Origin of the sequence: Haloarchaeobius pelagicus (assembly GCF_051207375.1) — an archaeon.
In the GTDB taxonomy this organism is placed as follows: Archaea; Halobacteriota; Halobacteria; order Halobacteriales; family Natrialbaceae; genus Haloarchaeobius.
In genome coordinates this window covers 1,026,937-1,045,400 of sequence record NZ_JBPJZD010000002.1, presented here as the reverse complement: position 1 = coordinate 1,045,400, position 18,464 = coordinate 1,026,937, and the positions used below count along the sequence as shown (strand labels likewise).

21 protein-coding genes are annotated in these 18,464 nt (G+C 66.9%); 14 read left to right on the top strand and 7 right to left on the bottom strand.

The window, feature by feature from the left end:
- Positions 1–65: 65 nt before the first annotated feature.
- Together ACSC1S_RS17890 and ACSC1S_RS17885 are read left to right on the top strand one after the other, a co-directional pair.
- A complete protein-coding gene (locus tag ACSC1S_RS17890; protein WP_435365468.1) occupies positions 66–1,118 on the top strand; it encodes a DUF7350 domain-containing protein in 1,053 nt (350 codons plus the stop codon).
- 46 nt (positions 1,119–1,164) lie between these two features.
- Positions 1,165–1,383 carry a DUF7472 family protein gene (locus ACSC1S_RS17885; protein ID WP_435365467.1) on the top strand — a complete coding sequence of 73 codons (219 nt, stop codon included), beginning with the start codon at positions 1,165–1,167 and terminating at the stop codon, positions 1,381–1,383.
- Between the two features lie 23 nt (positions 1,384–1,406).
- Here ACSC1S_RS17885 and ACSC1S_RS17880 read toward each other — a convergent pair whose 3' ends face one another.
- Together ACSC1S_RS17880 and ACSC1S_RS17875 are read right to left on the bottom strand one after the other, a co-directional pair.
- Positions 1,407–2,435, bottom strand: coding sequence for a DNA primase regulatory subunit PriL (locus tag ACSC1S_RS17880; RefSeq protein WP_435365466.1), 1,029 nt, complete (start codon positions 2,433–2,435; stop codon positions 1,407–1,409).
- A gap of 90 nt (positions 2,436–2,525) precedes the next feature.
- Positions 2,526–2,966: a MaoC family dehydratase gene (locus ACSC1S_RS17875; RefSeq protein ID WP_435320143.1), complete on the bottom strand. Its 441-nt coding sequence runs from the start codon at positions 2,964–2,966 to the stop codon at positions 2,526–2,528.
- Positions 2,967–3,179: 213 nt separating this feature from the next.
- Between ACSC1S_RS17875 and ACSC1S_RS17870 the strand changes: the two genes are divergently transcribed.
- Together ACSC1S_RS17870 and ACSC1S_RS17865 are read left to right on the top strand one after the other, a co-directional pair.
- Positions 3,180–4,013 carry an alpha/beta fold hydrolase gene (locus ACSC1S_RS17870; RefSeq protein ID WP_435365465.1) on the top strand — a complete coding sequence of 278 codons (834 nt, stop codon included), beginning with the start codon at positions 3,180–3,182 and terminating at the stop codon, positions 4,011–4,013.
- Positions 4,003–5,568, top strand: coding sequence for an AMP-binding protein (locus ACSC1S_RS17865; protein WP_435365464.1), 1,566 nt, complete (start codon positions 4,003–4,005; stop codon positions 5,566–5,568). Before ACSC1S_RS17870 ends, ACSC1S_RS17865 begins: the two co-directional genes overlap by 11 nt.
- A 1-nt stretch (position 5,569) precedes the next feature.
- On the opposite strand, the gene ACSC1S_RS17860 is transcribed toward ACSC1S_RS17865, so the two are convergent.
- Together ACSC1S_RS17860 and ACSC1S_RS17855 are read right to left on the bottom strand one after the other, a co-directional pair.
- The gene (locus tag ACSC1S_RS17860) at positions 5,570–5,938 is read right to left on the bottom strand and encodes a DUF7994 family protein (protein ID WP_435365463.1); all 369 of its coding nucleotides are present in this window, start codon (positions 5,936–5,938) and stop codon (positions 5,570–5,572) included.
- Between the two features lie 32 nt (positions 5,939–5,970).
- The gene (locus ACSC1S_RS17855) at positions 5,971–6,726 is read right to left on the bottom strand and encodes a DUF429 domain-containing protein (RefSeq protein ID WP_435365462.1); all 756 of its coding nucleotides are present in this window, start codon (positions 6,724–6,726) and stop codon (positions 5,971–5,973) included.
- A gap of 133 nt (positions 6,727–6,859) precedes the next feature.
- Between ACSC1S_RS17855 and ACSC1S_RS17850 the strand changes: the two genes are divergently transcribed.
- The 8 genes from ACSC1S_RS17850 to ACSC1S_RS17815 all read left to right on the top strand — a co-directional run bounded on the left by ACSC1S_RS17850 (position 6,860) and on the right by ACSC1S_RS17815 (position 15,574).
- On the top strand, positions 6,860–7,564 hold the full coding sequence (locus ACSC1S_RS17850) for a helix-turn-helix domain-containing protein (RefSeq protein ID WP_435365461.1): 705 nt from the start codon (positions 6,860–6,862) through the stop codon (positions 7,562–7,564).
- A gap of 119 nt (positions 7,565–7,683) precedes the next feature.
- The gene (locus ACSC1S_RS17845; protein WP_435365460.1) at positions 7,684–9,081 is read left to right on the top strand and encodes an ABC transporter substrate-binding protein; all 1,398 of its coding nucleotides are present in this window, start codon (positions 7,684–7,686) and stop codon (positions 9,079–9,081) included.
- 4 nt (positions 9,082–9,085) lie between these two features.
- Complete coding sequence (locus ACSC1S_RS17840) at positions 9,086–9,913, top strand: ABC transporter ATP-binding protein (RefSeq protein ID WP_435365459.1); 828 nt, start codon at positions 9,086–9,088, stop codon at positions 9,911–9,913.
- Positions 9,910–10,674: an ABC transporter ATP-binding protein gene (locus ACSC1S_RS17835; RefSeq protein WP_435365458.1), complete on the top strand. Its 765-nt coding sequence runs from the start codon at positions 9,910–9,912 to the stop codon at positions 10,672–10,674. The genes ACSC1S_RS17840 and ACSC1S_RS17835 overlap by 4 nt, the downstream gene beginning before the upstream one ends.
- Before the next feature lie 32 nt (positions 10,675–10,706).
- Positions 10,707–11,711 (top strand): branched-chain amino acid ABC transporter permease, encoded by a 1,005-nt coding sequence (locus ACSC1S_RS17830; RefSeq protein WP_435365535.1) that lies wholly within the window; start codon positions 10,707–10,709, stop codon positions 11,709–11,711.
- A gap of 199 nt (positions 11,712–11,910) precedes the next feature.
- Positions 11,911–13,068 (top strand): branched-chain amino acid ABC transporter permease, encoded by a 1,158-nt coding sequence (locus ACSC1S_RS17825; protein WP_435365534.1) that lies wholly within the window; start codon positions 11,911–11,913, stop codon positions 13,066–13,068.
- The gene (locus ACSC1S_RS17820; protein WP_435365457.1) at positions 13,065–14,102 is read left to right on the top strand and encodes a 3-oxoacyl-ACP synthase; all 1,038 of its coding nucleotides are present in this window, start codon (positions 13,065–13,067) and stop codon (positions 14,100–14,102) included. The genes ACSC1S_RS17825 and ACSC1S_RS17820 overlap by 4 nt, the downstream gene beginning before the upstream one ends.
- 182 nt (positions 14,103–14,284) lie before the next feature.
- Positions 14,285–15,574, top strand: a complete 1,290-nt coding sequence (locus ACSC1S_RS17815; RefSeq protein WP_435365456.1) for an MFS transporter — start codon at positions 14,285–14,287, stop codon at positions 15,572–15,574.
- Positions 15,575–15,596: 22 nt separating this feature from the next.
- Here the strand turns inward: ACSC1S_RS17815 and ACSC1S_RS17810 are convergent, their stop codons facing one another.
- The gene (locus ACSC1S_RS17810) at positions 15,597–15,968 is read right to left on the bottom strand and encodes a hypothetical protein (RefSeq protein ID WP_435365455.1); all 372 of its coding nucleotides are present in this window, start codon (positions 15,966–15,968) and stop codon (positions 15,597–15,599) included.
- Between the two features lie 85 nt (positions 15,969–16,053).
- On the bottom strand, positions 16,054–16,431 hold the full coding sequence (locus tag ACSC1S_RS17805; protein WP_435365454.1) for a DUF7994 family protein: 378 nt from the start codon (positions 16,429–16,431) through the stop codon (positions 16,054–16,056).
- A gap of 85 nt (positions 16,432–16,516) precedes the next feature.
- Here ACSC1S_RS17805 and ACSC1S_RS17800 point away from each other — a divergent pair, with 85 nt between their 5' ends.
- Entirely contained in the window at positions 16,517–17,113 is a 597-nt protein-coding gene (locus ACSC1S_RS17800; RefSeq protein ID WP_435365453.1) for a DUF7474 family protein, read from the top strand.
- Between the two features lie 57 nt (positions 17,114–17,170).
- The gene (locus tag ACSC1S_RS17795) at positions 17,171–17,545 is read left to right on the top strand and encodes a hypothetical protein (protein ID WP_435365452.1); all 375 of its coding nucleotides are present in this window, start codon (positions 17,171–17,173) and stop codon (positions 17,543–17,545) included.
- A 12-nt stretch (positions 17,546–17,557) separates the two neighbouring features.
- On the opposite strand, the gene ACSC1S_RS17790 is transcribed toward ACSC1S_RS17795, so the two are convergent.
- Positions 17,558–18,301 carry a DNA polymerase sliding clamp gene (locus tag ACSC1S_RS17790; protein ID WP_435365451.1) on the bottom strand — a complete coding sequence of 248 codons (744 nt, stop codon included), beginning with the start codon at positions 18,299–18,301 and terminating at the stop codon, positions 17,558–17,560.
- Positions 18,302–18,464: the final 163 nt, after the last annotated feature.

The window sequence follows — 18,464 nt, the reverse complement described above, 5'->3', positions numbered from 1 at the left end:
GTGAACCAGCCGATTTCGACCGAAGAACCAGAAGCCGCTTTTCCCCGAAGTTCCGAGAGACGACCATGAGACGACGCACGTTCCTCGCGGCCGGGGCCAGCGCCACCGCGGCAGGACTCGCGGGCTGTGCTGGTCTGCTAGAGACACAGACCGCTGGCGTCCCGCCCGTCCTCTCGGACCGCCCCGCCGCGGTCTACTACCCGACCCACGTCGAGGGGATGCAGATGGAGGATATGACGATGAGCGGCGACTACGCGGTCGGGCTGATGTACAGCTACCCGCACCGCTTCTGGACGGTGTCTGCGACCGAGACCGAGCTGGTCGACATCGAGTCGGACGACGCAGTCCACCTGATGGTCGCGGTCTGGGACCCCGAGACCAAGGTTGTCCTCCCGGACGCCGGCGTGAGCATCGAGGTCACCAAAGACGGCGAACTCGTCACCGAGGAGACCATCTACGCGATGCTCTCCCAGCCGATGGGCTTTCACTACGGTGCGAACTTCCCGCTGGAGGGAACCGCGAGTTACGATGTCGAGGTGTCCATCGGCGGGCTCTCCGGCGTCGAGACCACCGGCGCGTTCGAGGGGAAGTTCGGGGAGTCAACGTCGGTCACGCTCGACCTGAGCTACAGCGAAGGCGAGAAAGAACAGATCATGTACAAGAACACCGAGGACCGCGCCGGCGCGCTCGAGGCCGTCCCACCGATGGAGATGCAGATGCCCCTCGGCGTCGCGCCCGCCCAGGCGGACCTCCCGGGTCGCGCGCTCGATGCCCCGAAATCGGGTGACGCAGTGCTGGCGACGCAGGCCATCGACGCCGACCGCTTCGGCGACGGAACCTACCTCGCGGTGTCCGCGCGGTCCCCGTACAACCGGATGGTGCTCCCCTCGATGGGACTGGCCGCGACGGTCACCCGCGACGGCGAGACGGTGTTCGACGGCGACCTGACTCCGACGTTCGACCCCGAGTTGCACCACCACTACGGCGCATCGGTCGGGACCATCGAATCCGGTGACGAGGTGACGCTTCGACCGACCATCCCGCCGCAGGCCGCCCGTCACGAGGGCTACGAGACAGCCTTCATCGACATGTCGGAGACGACGTTCACCGTAGCGTAACTACGACACGCTTTTGTCCGGGCCGCGGGAAGCGCGACGCAACGACATGGATTCGGAGACACTCAAAGAGGTCGTGGTCTCCTCCGGGGCCGTTGTGACCATCATCGGCATCATGGTCTACATCGGAATGACCTACGGCGGCGACAATGGCGTCCTCACCTCGGAAGGCGGTCAGATTCTCGCGTACGCGATCGCCTTCTTCGTCGTCCTGATGGCCGTCATCGGGTACACCCGCAAGTACTGGCTCGACCTCGACGAGGAGTAACACCCGGGCGGCCGCCGCCCGAATCAATCGCCTGCAGTCTCTCCCTTCTGCGCGTAGTACGCCAGGGGATGCGATATCTCCGCACAGACCTCGTCCTGGTTCACGCAGTCGCCGTAGGCCTGGACGGTCGTACACGAGACCGGCGGGTACTCGATAGCGCCGTCCTCGCGCGCGAGCTTGTCCATCTGGTAGCGGATGCGCTCGGCCGTCTCATCGACGGCGCGGGTCACCGCCACGACCTCCTCGGGGTCCATCCCGACGGTCGCACAGAACGCACAGAGCGTGAACCACGACGGCGGCGCGAGTTCGTCCTCGTCGTCCTGCGCCCGTTCGAGCAGGTGCTCGATACACGGCGGGAACGAGCTGGCGTCGACGGTGTCGAACGAGGTCGGGAGAGCGGGGTCCGAGAGCACGTCCTCGATACTCGCCACCTCGTCGACGAGGTGGTCCGCGATGACATCGGGTACCTGGAACGGGAGTCCGAGCATGACTCGCTCCTCGATAGCGCCGCGGAGCAGCGTGAGGAGTTCGTCGCGGCCCACGGGAACGGTCCCGTCGGCGAGACTGCGTCGGGGGAGCCGCCAGGCGTCGTCGTCGAGGTCACCCGTCAGCCGCAGGTATGCGCCGACAGAGACGCGGTAGCCGGTGTCTGCCTCCTGGACCGCGCCCGCGAGGTCGAACTCGCGGAGCAGTCGCTCGACGGTGAGGTCGCTCCCGCTCGCGGACTTGAGCTGGGTCGTCGTATCGAGGTCGGAGAGGACGCGCTCGTGGGCCGTGGCGGCCTCCGCCTTCGCGTAGGTCTGCGTGACGACCGGGTCGTCGACCAGCGAGACGAGCACTCGCGCCACCGGGTACGAGAGGAGTTCGGTCCGATTATCGCGTCGCATCTCGCCGGTCGTGTGTTCCGTCAGGGCCGTCGTGACCCGCTCGATGGCACGGTCGACCGCGGGGTCGTCCTCGCGAGCAACCAACTCGCCGAGGTCGACCGCCGCCTCGTCGACCGCCTCGCGGGCCGCCGCGAAGAACGGATACCGGGCGTGAAGACGCTCCATCGAGGGTCAGTTCCGGGTGCGCGCGGATAAACGCGACGGTCGCCGGTGCGACCGTCAGCAGAAAGCAGCTGTTCGTTTCGGTCGTGTGGGTCAGTCCGCGCCTGCTTCGGCCTCGGAGCCGACGCCCGCTTCGTGGGTTTCGTGGGGGACGGACATGACGACCGCTTCGCCCGCGAGCACCGTCGTCTCAGCCACGTCGACCGTCGTGGTCACGCGGAGCCTGTCGTCGCCGACCTGCTCGACGACCTTGGCCGTGGCTTCGACCGTGTCACCTGGTTGAACTGGTGCCTGGAACTGGAGGTCCTGTGAGAGATAGATAACGTCGCCCGGGAGGTCGGCGAGGGCGGCGCTGACGACGCCGGCCGAGAGCATCCCGTGTGCAATGCGTCCGTCGAACATCGTCTCCTCGGCGTACGATTCCTCCATGTGAATGGGGTTCTCGTCGCCGACGAGAGCCGCGTAGGCTTCGATATCTTCGGTCTCTACTGTCATCGTCGCAGTCGCCAGATCACCCACCGTAGCTACTGCCATATCCGGAGCCTTACCCTGAAAGGGTATAAGTTATGCGTTAACATATCAACCTCGCCGGGAATATTGCCGTGGTTCGTGAGCCGGAGGCGACATCGACCTTCGAAATCACGCCCGGAAGCGGTCGAGATGGCGAGCGAGTGCGATCGGCCCCCATCGTGGGAGGTTAACATGTGAAGAGAGGTCTTTTCTATCGTCTCGGCCGTTGCCACCCGCATGGAACGCGTCAAAAACGACGAGGACGAGACTCATATCGCCTACGAGGTCGACGGACCGACGGACGCTCCCGTCATCGCCTTCTGCGAGGGGCTCGGGTACGGGCGCTGGATGTGGCGCTTCCAGCGACGGCGGCTCGACGAGTACCGGACCATCGTCTTCGACAACCGCGGAACGGGCGACTCGGACGTGCCCGAACCGAGTGCCGAGGGGGACGACCCACGGTACAGCATCGAGCTGTTCGCCAGCGACCTGGAGACCGTGCTGGACGCCGAAGAGGTGGATTCGGCGCACGTCGTCGGTGCGAGCATGGGCGGAATGACGGCCCAGCGGTACGCCCACGACTACGATCGCGCCGAGAGCCTCACCCTGCTGTGTACCTCCCACGGCGGTGAGGAGGCGGTCCCGACGCCCCCGGAGACCCAGGAACGGATGTTCAACGTCCCGCCGGAGTACGACGAGCGCGAGGCGCTGCGCTACAAGATGCAGCCCGCGATGTCCGACGACTTCTGGGAGGACAACGACGACCTCGTCGAGGAGATCATCGACTGGCGGCTGACCTCCGACGCGCCACCCGAAGCCCGGCTGGCACAGGCCGGCGCGGTCGCCGCCTTCGACAGCACGCCATGGCTGGACGAACTCGACATACCGACCATGGTCCTGCACGGGACCGCCGACCGCGTCCTCCCGGTCGAGAACGGGAGACAGCTGCACGAGCGTCTGCCAGGGAGCGACCTCGACCTGTACGACCACGGCTCGCACCTGTTCTTCATCGAGTCGGCCGACGCCGTGACGGCGGCCATCCGCGAGCACCTCGAGGCCGATGCACCGTAGCGCGACCGCCGCCGAGTGGGTCGGCGCGTGGTCCGAGCGCCGCGCCAGCCTGTCGCCCGACGCAGTGGGGCTGCGCGACGCGACGACGGGCGAGGCGTACACCTACGCCGAGCTGGACCGGCGCGCGAACCGGACCGCCCGACTGCTCCGCGAGTACGGCGTCGAAAGCCGGCCGGAGACCGGCTCGGGTGACGCAGGTGGGCGCGTCGTCGTCCTCTCACGCAACCGCCCCGAACTCGTCGACCTGTTCTTCGCGACGGGGAAGACCGGCGGCGTGCTCGCCCCCCTCTCACACCGCCTCGCGAAGCGGGAGCTGGCCGCGTTGCTGGCGAACGTCGCGCCCGACCTCGTCGTCGTGGACGGTCCCTTCGACGACCTGCTGACCGAGGCTCTCGCCCACGACGCGTGCGACTACGACGGGCCGGTACTGGGGCTGGGCGACTCGGAGTTCCCGGGACTGGTCGACGCCCGTCCCGACGACGACTCACCGGTCGAGACCGCCGACCTGTCGATGGACGACCCGCACCTGTTCCTGCACACCGGCGGGTCGACCGGCACGCCCAAGGAGACCGTCATCACGCACGGGAGCATCGTCTGGAACTCGTTCAACACCATCACGGCGTGGGGACTGCGCCCCGAGGACGTGACCCCGATGGTGTTCCCGATGTTCCACACCGGCGGCTGGAACGTCCTCACCGTCCCCCTCTTCCACCTCGGTGCAGAGGTCGTCATCGCCCGCGAGTTCGACCCCGAAGAGGTACTCAGAATCGTCGACGAGCGCGACGCGACCGTCCTCGTGGCGGTCCCCGCGGTCCTGCGGATGATGACCCAGGCCGACGGCTGGGAGACCGCCGACCTCTCGACGCTCCGGTTCGCGAAGTCGGGCGGTGGCCCCTGCCGCGAGACCGTCATGGAGGAGTGGTGGTCCCGCGGCGTCGACCTCTCGCAGGGCTACGGCCTCACCGAGTGCGGCCCGAACAACTTCGCCATGCCCGACGGCTGGCCTCACGAGAAGGCCGACAGCGTCGGCGTCCCCGCGATGCACGTGGATATCCGCATCGTGGATAGCGAGGGCGAGGCGGTCCCCGACGGCGACATCGGCGAACTCGAGATCAGGAGTCCGCACGCCGCCCGCGAGTACTGGAACGCACCCGAGGAGACCACGGAGACGTTCGGTTCGGGCTGGGTCAGCACCGGCGACCTCGCCCGCCGGGACGACGAGGGCTACGTCTACATCGAGGGTCGCAAGAAGAACATGTACGTCTCCGGCGGCGAGAACGTCTACCCTGCCGAGGTCGAGGACGTCGTCGCGAAGCACCCGAAGGTCGAGGAGGTGGTCGTGATTCCCGTCCCCGACGAGCAGTGGGGCCAGGTCGGCAAGGCCGTCGTCGAAGGCGACGCGAGCCTCACGCTGGAGGAGTTGACCGACTTCCTGGCGGGGAAGCTGGCGCGGTTCAAGCGTCCCCGGCACCTCGACTTCGTCGACGAGATGCCGACCTCTGGACCGTCGAAGATAGACAGGGAAGCGGTGAAGCAACGCTTCGGCGGGGAGTAGGTCACCACGGCCACGACGCCCCGGGACTGGCGACGCCGCGGACGCGCTGGACGCCTATCCACACCATCGAGACGCCGACGAGCGTGCCGAGAACAGCAGTTGCCCACCACGGGTCCGGCCCGAACGTACCACCGACCACCATGACGAAGAAGGCCAGTCCGAGACTCACCTCGCCGGCACCCCGGAACTGGAATCGGTCAACCCCTGCCGGGGGGTGACTGCTCGCCAGATACAGCACACCGGCGAGGCCGAACAGGAGGACGTAGAGCGCGGTGAGTGGCTCCGACCGCGCTTCGGGGACGAGAACGGCCATCGAGGCGGCGAGTGCGAGGAGGAACCCGCCGTATATCGACCTGATTCGCGCGTGCATGGCCGGCGGTAGGTGACCGTGTTTGAAAAAAGTCAGTTCCCTGACTCGGGCTGGGCGTACACCATCTCCATGCTGAGACCCTCGTCGTCTTCCACTGGTTCCTCTGGCAGCGTCTGATAGTCGTCGAATCCCTCTCTCGCGGTCAGCGCGAGCACGAAGGCGTCCAGCAGGTCGTCGTTGGATAGTTCGGGGGTCTCCCACGCAGCAATCGTCTTTCCGGCTTCGGCGAGGTGGTCGGTGAAATCGTCGTCGATGGTTTCGAGGACCGCAACCCGCTCCCAGAAGGCGGCTGCCGGCTGGCCGGTCTTCGAGAACTGCATCGCAGATTTCTCGTTGAACGCCCAGAAGCACACTTCGGGGTGAGACTCACGGAGCGTCTCCTGTGTTGCCTCTGAATCCCCGGTCAACAACGCGTCCACCTCGCGGATGCGCGGGGTGATGTTGAACGTCTGCTTCTGGAGTCCCTTGTCTATCTCGTCCTTCTGCTCCTCGTTGGCTTCGTCGTAATCCTCGATATCCAGCACCCCACGAATCGGGACGTTGAACACGCTGCTGGTGCGTCCCGTGAGGACGTTCCGAGCCTCCTGCTCTGGCTCCCGCGCGGCCGCGTCCTCGGCAAGCCCGATCGGGATATCGACCAGAATCGTCTCCGCCGCCGAGTTTGCCTCCCACAGCTCCTGAATCCCGTCGTATCGCTGGACGTCTTCGAAGCTGTCCTCGCTGTACCGCACCGCCACCCATCCGTCGGGACTCCCGTCGACGCCGACGAACTGCGCTGTCGAACTCATATCTGTCCTTCTGACCGTATCGGCAAAAGTCCTCGCAGGCTTGCCATCGAAAGCAGTAACCGGAATGGAGATACCAGTACGGAAACCCTTATCAACGCCCGGCCCGTTGCCTGTGTACTAGTCACACACTATCATGATAGACATCTCGATGGACATGGAGCAGTACGACTGCCCGTTCATCGACACCACTGCGGACCACGACGTCGCCTTCGCGGCCGCTCACTGGGAGTTCAACCCGGTCGCGGAGGAGCTGGAGTGTCGGATGGTCGTCGAAGGAGCGGACAGGGGCGCGCTCGACAACGGCCTGCACGCCTTGCAAGACCACGGCCAGATGCACGACATCGACCTGCTCGCCAAGCGGGAGAACGTCGCGCACCTGCGGACCGTGATGGGACAGACCGACGCGATGGCGACCATTCGCCGCAACGACGGCTACATCACCGGCCCGTTCTACATCGAGGATGGCAGCGAGATGTGGCACGTCGGGTTCGACGACGAGGGGCGGGCGAACGGCACGCTCTCGGAACTGGAGAAGCACAACGAGTTCGAGGTCCTCGAGCAGGAGTCGACCACGCTCCCCTCGATGAACGATATCGTCCGGAACGCGGGTGCCGCCATGTCGCTCATCGACGGCTGTCGCGACCTCTCCGACGTGGAGCGAAAGACCCTGGAGACCGCCGCCAGCGAGGGGTACTTCGAGAGCCCCCGGGAGACCACGCTCGGCGACCTCGCCGACGAGTTCGGCGTCTCGAAACCGGCGGTGTCGAAGAACCTCCGGCGTGGTCAACAGAAGATGGTCGAGCGCGTGGTCGACGCGCTCTCGGAACTCGACGAGTAGCGGCGACCGCCGGAGTACGGCCCGTTCTCGGCAGAGGTTGATATGTTAACCTTGTAATTATTGCCTAATATTCCCCGATAGACCTTAACATGTCGCGCGTGGACATCTCACGAAGACGAATGCTGGGAACGTTGGGTGCACTCGGGGTCGGCGGCCTCGCCGGGTGTACGAGTGGTGGACAGGAAACGGAGACAGACGGGTCGACCCCCACCGACGGCGGCGGCGGTGGCGGTGGGACCAAGACCACGACGCAGGCCGACGTGTCGGCGTCGGGGACGGTCAAGGTCGGCATCATGCAACCGATGTCCGGCGACCTCCAGTACTACGGGATGCAGTCCATCTGGGGCTTCCTCTCCGGGCTGGCCTACCGGACCGACACCGACCCGCTGACGGACGTGAAGACCGGGACCCGGACCATCGAAGACGGTGACGTGACCTGGGAACTTCACTTCAAGGACACCGGCTTCTCGGCGGACCAGTCCCAGACCATCGCGACCGACTTCGTCCAGAACGAGGAGGTCGACGTGCTCTTCGGCTGTACCTCCTCGGCCTCGGCGACCCGCGTCATCGAGACGGTCGTGAAGACCCCGGCGGTCGACATCCCGTTCATCGCCGGGCCCGCGGCGTCGGCGGACATCACCTCGAGCGAGAGCACCTGCTCGAACCAGGTGTTCCGCGCGAACGAGAACACCGCGATGGACGCCCGCTCCGGCGGGACCTACGTCGCCAAGGAGACCGACATCGAGAAGGTGTTCCTGATGGGCGCGGACTACTCCTTCGGGAAGGCCGTCGTCAACAACTACCGGAACGTGCTCGAGGCGAACGGCATCACCATCACGGGCGAGCGCTTCGTCCCGCAGGGCTACTCCGAGTTCGACGGGCTGTTCCAGGCCGCCGTCGATTCGGGGGCAGACGCCGTCGTCGGCGGGTTCACCGTCGCGACGCTGCCGAACTTCATGACCACGGCCGCGAACTACGACGTGCGGGTCTTCGGTGGGTTCGCCACCGAGATCACGAACTCCGTGGTGGGGTCTGTCCTCCAGAACATCCTCGGGAAGCCGCTGACCGAACAGAAGATCATGGACGCCGAGGTCGGGCCGTTTACCACCCGCTACCACTGGAACCAGTACGACAACGAGATCAACAGCGCCTTCGTCGACATGTACACCAGCGCGTACGGGAAGGTGCCCGACCTGTTCACCTCCGGGACGTTCACCGCGGCCTCCTCGATACATCAGGCCGTCCAGACATCGGGGTCGACCGAGGGCGTCGACATCCGGGAGGCGCTCCGGGGCATGACCGTCGCGGACACCCCGAAGGGAGCAGACGGCTACACCTACCAGGAGTACAACGGGCAGGCACGCTCCGAGATGACGGTCGCGTACCCGGTGCCGACCAGCGACCAGTGGAAGTCCAACTGGGGCGCAGCCATCATGCCCGGCGACCCGGTCGCCCGGGTCAGCGCGGACGAGGTCACCATCCCTGAAGGGTCGGACCAGATGGGGTGCTCGCTGTAGGCCGATGGCCGCACAGCTGCTCAGGACGAGCGGCCTGACGAAACGGTTCGGCGGTGTGACGGCAGTCGACGGTGTGGACTTCGCGCTCGGGGACGACGAGTGCTGTGCGCTCATCGGCCCGAACGGGGCCGGCAAGACGACGTTCTTCAACCTGCTCACGGGGGCGCTCTCGCCCACCGAGGGGCGCGTCGAGTTCCGCGTCGACGGCGACTGGCGAGACATCACGGACCACGGGCCCGACCAGACCGCGTCGGTCGGGCTCCACCGCTCGTACCAGATAACGAACGTCTTCCCGACCGCGACGGTCCTGGAGAACGTCCGCGTGGCCGCACAGGCCCACAGCGACGCGACGGTGCGCTTCTGGCGCAACGTCGACGCGTTCCCCGAGTTCGTCGACGAGGCCGAGGCCATCCTCGACCGGGTCGGCCTGGGCGGGAAGACGGAGACGGTCGCACAGAACCTCAGCCACGGCGAGAAGCGCCAGCTCGAACTCGGTATCGCCCTCGCGGGCGACCCCGACGTGCTCCTGCTGGACGAACCAGCCGCCGGCGTCTCCTCCGAGAGCGTCGGCGACATCGTCGACCTCATCCGGGACGTGGCCGGCGACCACGCCGTCCTGCTCGTCGAGCACAACATGGACGTGGTGATGGACCTCGCCGACCGCATCGCCGTCCTCCATCGCGGCAGCCTCATCGCCGACGGTGAGCCCGAGGCCGTCCGCGAGGACGAGGCGGTCCAGGAGGCGTACCTCGGCGGCTACGACGCCGACGCCGAGCACGTCGCGAGTTCGAACAGCGGCGCGACGGGCGGGACCGGAGGGGGTGCCGTATGAGCGAGTCCAGCACGGGTGGACAGGACAGCACGACCGACGGGGGGAGTCGTTCGAGCGACAGGGGGAGTCATCTGCTCGAGCTGTCCGACGTCCACACCTACTACGGCGAGAGCCACATCCTCGAAGGCGTCTCGTTACACGTCGACCCCGGTGAGACGGTCGCCCTCGTCGGGCGGAACGGCGTCGGCAAGACGACGACGCTCCGGACCGCGCTCCAGCTCACGCCGCCCCGCGAGGGGACGGTTCGCCTCCGCGGCGAGGACGTCACCGGCACGGCGACCCACGAGGTCGCCCGCGCCGGCATGGGCTGGATTCCCGAGGACCGCCGGATGTTCTCACAGCTCTCGGTCGAGGAGAACATCCGCGTCGCGGTCAAAGACGGTGAGGACGTCGAGTCACACCTCGACACCGCGTTCTCGGCGTTCCCCGACCTCGTGGAGTTCCGCGAGAAGAAGGCCGGGAACCTCTCGGGCGGCCAGCAGCAGATGGTCGCCATCGCCCGTGGCCTCGTGGGTGAGAACGACCTCTTGCTCGTGGACGAACCCAGCGAGGGGCTCGCCCCGCAGATCGTCGAGAACGTCGCGCAGGCGCTTCGGGCGGTCTCCGAGGAGGCCTCCCTGCTGCTCGTCGAGCAGAACTTCCCGCTGGCGATGGACCTCGCCGACCGGTTCTACCTGATGGACAACGGCCAGGTCGTCCACACCGATACCACCGACGGCGTCAGTGCGGACGACGAGGAGATACGGAGGTACCTGACGTGAGTCCGCTCACCACCGCCACCGGGGCGGTTCCGATGGTGTCATTCGTCGACGCCGTCCTCCACTTCCTCGACCTCGGCGTGCTCGTCGGCATCGTGCTCGACGGGCTGGCGAAGGCGTCGCTCTACATCATGATAGCCGCGGGGCTGACCCTCATCTTCGGCCTGATGGGCGTGCTCAACTTCGCCCACGGCTCCCTGACGACCATCGGGGCGTACCTCGGCGGCTTGCTGATGGTGACACTCGTCTCGCAAGCCAGCGGCGGTCTCGCCCGCCTCGCGATGTTCTTCGTCGCGGTCGTCGTCGTGTTCGCGCTCCTGACCGGCTTCGGGAGCCTGCTCGAGGTGAAGCTCATCCGGCCGCTGTACGACCGGCCGCCGCTGTACCAGATACTGCTCACCTTCGGGGTGACCCTGGTCCTCGAGGAGGTGCTTCGGATGGTGCTGCTGTTCTACGACATCCAGCCGTCGACCGACTGGCAGGAGGCCCTCGGCACGAAGCCCGCGCTGTTGTCGCCGGAGAACAGCTTCCTCGTTCTCGGCGCGCGCGTACAGGGGCTCGAACTGTTCGAGATCGTCTTCGGGGCCGTCGTCGTCGCCGGTCTCTGGGCGTTCCTCACGAAGACCCGGTACGGCCTCTACATCCGCGCCGGCAGTGAGGACACCGAGATGGCCGAGGCGCTCGGCATCAACATCCGGCAGGCGTTCACCGTCGTCTTCGGCATCGGCGTCGGCGTCACCGGTATCGCCGGGACGCTGCTGATGTGGGACGTGGCGTGGGCCGCCAGCATCAGCCTCGGGGCCGAGGTGCTGTTACCCGCGTTCGTCGTCGTCATCGTCGGCGGCCTCGGGACCTTCCGGGGCACCGTCGTCGCGGGCATCCTCGTCGGCTTCGTCGACGCGGTCACGACCGAGCTGTTCACCAGCAACATCGTCAGCTTCTCCGCGTTGCCGGAGCTGATGATATTCCTCATCCTGGTGGTGATGCTGGTCGTGAAACCGCAGGGCCTCTACGGCGTCGAGGAGGTGGGTGGCCATTAGCGACGCGACCGCGGAGTCCCCGGCAGGGGAGTCCACACGGTCCGGCTCGGCCACACAGACCACGGAACAGGCGGACGAACACTACCTCCTCCAGTACGCCCGCGAGCAGTCGGTCCACCTCGCGGTCATCGTGCTGCTGGGACTGTACCCGTTCGTCTACACCTTCCTGCTGGAGTCGCCGGTCGCTGCCGAGATGGCGATGTTCCTGCCGCGGGTGGACACCATGGTCACGGTGTTCTACTTCGGCCTGTTCGCCATGTCGTTCGACTTCATCAGCGGCTACACCGGCTACCTCTCGTTCGGCCACGCGGCCTTCTACGGCCTCGGCGCGTACTTCGTCATCCTCGTGGCGAACGGGAAGATACCGATTCTGGGACCGGAGACACCGTTCATGGTGAGTCTCGTGGTGGCCGGTATCCTGGCGGCGCTGCTCGCCCTGCTCGTCGGGGCGGTGTCGTTCCGGCTCTCCGGGGTGTACTTCGCGATGATCACGTTGGGGTTCTCCCAGATTCTCTACGTGCTGTTCTCGAACTGGGACTTCGTCTCCGACAGCCCCCAGGACGGCGTCTCGGCCGCTATCCAGGAGGGCTTCGCCATCGGCGTGCCCTACGTCGACGCGCTGAACATGCGCATCGGCCGCCTGCTCGGCGACCAGTTCGTCTGGGGGATGGACTTCGTCCAGCTCACCGGACTGGGCTTCCTGGCACCCATCAGCCACACCATCGCCCTCGGCCCGACCGAGGTGTCGTACTACATGGTCGGTCTCGTGGTCGTGGTGTGCTACTTCGCGATGCAGCGCATCCTGCACTCGCCCTTCGGCCGCGCGATGGTCGCCATCCGCGAGAACGAGGAGCGCGCCCGCGCCGTCGGCTACGACACCTTCAAGGTCAAGATGGGCGCGTTCGCCATCTCCGGGTTCTTCGGGGCCATCGGCGGCGGCCTGCTCGCCGGGTTCAAGGGCTCGGTCGCGCCCGAGAACTCCTTCTACTTCCTCGCGGCGGGTGACGCCCTCCTGGCCTCTATCATCGGCGGGTTCGGCACCCTCGCCGGGCCGCTGTTCGGTCGCCTCTTCCACGAGGGGCTGCACGAGTTCCTCTCGAAGGAGGGTGGTGGCCTGCTACCCTACCTCCGCGAGACCCTCGGTCAGGGTACCCTCGACACGGTGCTCTGGAACGGCTTCACCGTCGGTGAGGGCATCGAGGTGTTCCTGAACGGGCGGGCCGGCCTCTACATCGGCCTGCTGTTCGTCGTGTTCGTCCTCTACGTCCCGCACGGCCTGCTCGGGACGCTCCGGGTTCGCCTCGGCGGGACGGTCGCGAAGCGACTGCCGGCGCACCTCCAGAGGTACCTGAAGTGAGCCGGGAGGAGTACGCAGGGGCAGTCGCCCTCACCGGGTTCGGGACCTACGTTCCCGACCAGACCGTTTCTGGCGCGGAAATCGCCGAGCGGAGCGGGATTCCCGAGGACGTGGTCACCGAGAAGATGGGCCTGCGCCGGAAGCACGTCTGCCCGGCGGAGGCGGACCACTGCAGCGACATGTGTGTGGAGGCGGGCCGAGAGGCGCTCGCGGATGCCGGGGTGGACCCGGACGAGGTGGACCTCGTGCTGTACCACGGCAGCGAGTACAAGGACCACGTCGTCTGGTCGGCCGCCGCCGACATCGCCGAGCGTCTCGGCTGTTCGGACGCGTTCGCAACCGAGAGCTACTCGCTCTGTGCCGGCGCGCCCATCGCCATCCGGCAGGTCAGAGCGCAACTGCTCGCCGACCACGTCGACATCGCCCTGCTCGTGACGGCCAGCCGCGAGGAGGACCTCATCGACTACGACAACGAGCGGTCGTCGTTCATGTTCAACTTCGGCTCCGGGGCCAGCGCGATGGTGCTGGAGTCGGCTGCTGAACCGGGGCAGGTCCGCGCCCGCGTCCACGAGAGCGCCGCAATCACCGACGGCTCGTTCTCCCGCGACGTGGTGATGCCTGCCGGTGGCTCGGCCCGCCCCGCCAGCGCCGAGACGGTCCAGCACGGCCTGCACACACTCGACGTGCCCGACCAGCAGGGCATGAAGGAACGTCTCGCCGAGGTCAGCCTGCCGAACTTCCACGAGGTCGCCGAGACGGCGATGGCACGCTCGGGAATCGAGGACGTTGATTTCGTCGCGCTGACGCACATGAAGCGGTCGTTCCACGAGCTGGTGTGTGAAGAACTGGGGTGTGACCCCGGCTCGGAGAGCTACTACCTCGACGACTACGGCCACGTCCAGTCCGCCGACCAGATTCTGGCCCTGTCGGAAGGGCTGGACCGCGGGCTGGTAGCGAGTGGGGATTCAGTGCTGTTCCTGGCTGCTGGCACGGGGTACACCTGGGCCGCGACCTGTCTGACCTGGCGGTCGTGAGTTCGTCGGTGTGATACCTCGTTTTTCGAGTCGGTCGTGGTGTGCGTCTCTCGGACGCGAGAATCGTCATTGTCGTCTGGTTCGACGAGCAGCGTGCTCGCGCCGATGGCAGTGGGAACCGCCCCGTCGAACGACCGACAGCAACCCAACACCTAACCTGCCACCCTGCGACGCCCAACCAAATGGCGGCGACCCACGCGCAGGAGGCGGTCCCGGACCCCACGGAGATACCCCGCAAGCGCGCCATGGCGGTGGTCGTCCTCGTGGTCTTCCTCGACCTCGTGGGCTTCGGCATCGTCATCCCCATCCTGCCGTTCTACGTGCGGTCGTTCGCGGTGTCGGACTTCTTCATCGGGCTGCTCGCGGCCTCGTACTCCATCATGCAGTTCCTGGCCGCGCCGTGGCTCGGGCGGCTGTCCGACCAGCGCGGGCGGCGACCGGTCCTGGTCCTCTCCCTCCTCGGCAGTGTCGTCGCCTGGGTCATCTTCGGGCTGGCGGGCGCGCTCTGGGTGTTGTTCCTGGCACGGATGCTCGCCGGGGCGATGGGCGGGAACATCGCGACCGCGCAGGCGTACGTCGCGGACGTGACGCCCCCGGCGGAGCGGGCGAAGGCGCTGGGCATCCTCGGCGCATCGTTCGCGCTGGGGTTCATCTTCGGGCCGGCCCTCGGCGGATTCTTCGCCAGCGACCCGGTGCTGGCCGTGGCGCGGGACGTGCTCCCGGCGGCGGTGCCGGCGACCCAGTTCTCCATCCCGAGCTTCGCGGCAGCCGGGATGTCGCTGCTGGGTGTCGTGGTCGCGCTGGCGTTCCTGCCCGAACCCGACCGGTTGCGGACCGCGGGCGAACGGCAGACGCTGGTCGGGCAGTTCCGCAACGCGCTGGCCGACCCGGATTTACGCGGACTGGTCCTCGCCTTCTTCCTCGTCTCGGTCGCGTTCTCGGGCGTCACCATCGCGTTCATCCCGTGGCTCGCGGACACCTTCGGCTACGAGTCCGAGCAGGCCGCGCTGTTTATGACCTACGTGGGCGTGCTCGGCGTCATCGTGCAGGCCGGCCTCGTCGGCAAGGTCTCGAAGCGCCTCGGCGACGAACGCATGGCGGTCCTGGGCGGGTCGGCGCTGGCCCTCGGCGTCGCGAGCATCCCGTTCGCGCCGACGCTTGGGACGCTCCTGCCGACCCTCGGGCCACTGCCAGCGGGCGCACTCGCGGTCGTGCTCGTCCTGCCGCTGCTCTCGTTCGGGAACGGACTGCTCAATGCGGCCCTGGGCGCGCTGGTGTCGAAGTCGGCGAGCGCGGAGTCCCAGGGCAGCGCGTTCGGGGTGACCCAGGGTGCCGGGAGCCTCGGGCGAACGGTGGGACCGCCGGCGATGGCGGGCCTGTACGCCTTCGCGTTCCACTGGGTCCCGTTCATCGTGGGCGGGCTGTTGCTCCTGCCGGTGCTGGGGCTGTTGGTGGGGTTCGTACGCGAGTAGGAGAGAGCGGGTTCGGCAGGCTTCAGGCTCCGACCACGACGCTGTTCGGCTCGATGGCGACCGAGACCGCCGCCAGGTAGAGTGCGAGCGCCCCGACGAGGAGCGCCGCGACCGGGCCGAACGCGTCGGCGGGTGTCTGTGTCGCGACCGCGAGGAACGGGTTCGACGCCATGGCCGTGCCGGCGCTCACTAGCGCGAGGAGCAGGAGCTGTGCCGGGTCGTACTGGAGGGAGTCGACCCCGATGAGGCCGAGCGAGATCGCCGTGACGACGAGCAGGGCGACCGGGACCCCGACCGCCGGATGGGCGTGCCAGTCGGTCCCGACCGTGAGCGTGAGCCAGAGCGATGCCAGAAGCAGTATGCTCCCGAGGGGGAGGAACACACGTTGGCGCATACGTCCCGAACAGTACTGGGAACGATAAGTAACGTGGGGCATTGATTGACACGTTTCGGCGATATGACCAGTCGGCCGGGGAGACTCACGCCTCGAAGTCGAACTCGAAGGCCCCGTTGTCGGTCCCGATGGCGTACGCGAAGTACAGGAAACAGAGCGCCGTCACACCCATGGTGACCGCGAAGGCGTCCGCACCGCCCCAGTCCCCGGTGACGAGGACAGCCACCAGATTCGACCCGGCTCCGACCCCGGCGAGCAGGTAGGCGACCGCGAGTCGCGTCCGGGTCGAGTACGGCCCACGGTCGAGCCCGGCGAGGACGAACGCGACCCCCGACAGGACACTGAACCCGAGCCAGACCCCGGTTTCGAGGTGCATGAGTGGTTCGAGCCCGAAGACGGCCAGGTACACCGTCGGAATCAACAGGAGGAGGACACCGAGGTAGCGGAAGTAGCGGACGTGCATCTATTCTAGCTGTCACCTCGCTCTTCGAAATAAACCCATCGACGAACCAGTAGGCTCTTTGTTTCGCCTCCCGCTTTTGCGACCAGTGGCGCGTCACTTCGAGTACCCCTGTCCGGACTGTCGGAGCACGAACGACCTCCACGACCCGGACTGCGAGTTCGCCGGCGTCGAGTGGCACGACGTCGAAAAGGCCTACGCGGACCTGCTTTCGGTCCTCTCCAGCGGCGTCACCGGCGAAGACGAGCTCCGCGACGCCGTCGACGAGTTCGCCGACTGGGACCGCCTGCACCACGGCGCGCTGCGGTACCTGCGCAACGTCCAGCGCGTCGAGGAGCGCCGTGACCGCCTCGAACTGCTGGACCCCGACGAGTACCGGGATAGACTCACGAAGCCGCAGTACGAACCCGTGAAGACCATCTACGAGAAGGGCTCGGTGCCCGGCTGTCACGACAACAGCGTGTTCGCCATGGTGGCCTACTACGAGATGGTCGGCCTGACGTGGGAGGAGACCCGCGAACAGGTGCTGGAGTGGCTCGACGAGTCGGGGACCTGGCGACGCGGCGGCTTCGCCGAGGAGACGCCCGAGGACCTCGTCGACTCGAAGCGACACGTGTTCGAGGCCGGCTACGGCTGGAAACAGGCAGCGCGGGAGGCCAAGGCGGTCATCGACCGCAGCCTCTGACGCGCGGAACCGCCCGACCACGGCACGTTTTTCACACCACCTTCCCAACTGCAGGCAATGACTGCGACCGAGTCATCGACCGACCGGTACGCCCCCGTCGTCGCGAACCTCCGCCGCTACGGCTGGCCGGTCGTCGTCTCTATCGTCCCGATACTCGCCTACTTCGCGCTCGTCGGCAACTGGTCCGTGCTGCTCGCCATGGGTGGGACCCTCCTCGCCGCGGGCCACGCCTTCGTCGCCGGGGTTGCCCTCGGCGGTGGCGATACCGAGATCGCGCTGCTCACTGGAGCGATCGCGGCGGCCATCGTCGGCGGCCTCGCCATCCTCCCGACGTGGTCGCTCTCGCCAGCGCTGCTGCTCGCGGTCGGGAGCCTGGTGTGTCCGGTCGCCGCCGCGCTCGGCTACGCGGCGTGGGAAACGAGAGAGAAGTGAGAGATCTCGGTCTCAGTCGCTCTGGATGCGCGGTGCGAGCACGAACAGGACCGTTCCCTGGCCCTCGGCGATGTCGAAGTAGAGCTTGACCGGGAACTCCTCGCCGAGTTCGAGCGTGACCTCGCCGTCCTTCGGGATGGCCTTGTCCATGTCCTTGAGGTAGTCCAGACTGAACAGGGAGTGGGCCTCGCCCGCCTGCAGGTCGATGAGGTCCGTCTCGTCGAGTTCGAGGTGGACGTCGTCGGTGTCGCCCTCCGCGTCGACGTAGAACAGGCCGGCGTCCGAATCGACGCCCAGCGCGATGTGGTCGGAGACCATGTCCGCGGCCTTGACGGCGCGGTTGATGTCCTTGCCCTCGATCTTCACCGACGCCGGGAGGTCGAGGTCCGGGATGTCCGGCTCCTTGCGGATGGAGTCCGGGTCGATGAGCGCGAGCGTGTACTCCAGGCCCTCTATCTGGATGTGGAGCTTGCGCGTCTCCTCGTCGAGTTCGAGTTCGACCAGCTGGCCCGAGTCCGCCATGCCGGCGATGTCTTCGAGTCGCGAGAGGTTGACGCCGATGATGCCGCCGTCCGCCTCGTAGGACTCGAACGCGCTGGCAGAGAGCCGCAGGTCGACCATCCCGACGTTCGCCGGGTCCACGGCACGAATCTCCAGCCCGTCGTCGTTCAGGTGGATCTTACACTCGTCCACCAGGACGCTCACGGAATCGAGCGTCGTCTTGAGCGTCTCCGCGCTCACGATGGCCTTGAACATGTTGAGTCAGGGTACGAAATCGGGCCCTAAAAAGACACCCTTTCAGGCGCGTGTGTGCGCCGCGTGCGAGGCGACACGCAGGTGAGCAACTCGTGCGCAGTCGCGCGACACCGACGAGCCGGCTCTGAGCCATGCCCAGGTGTCGGCTGCCACGCTGGGTACA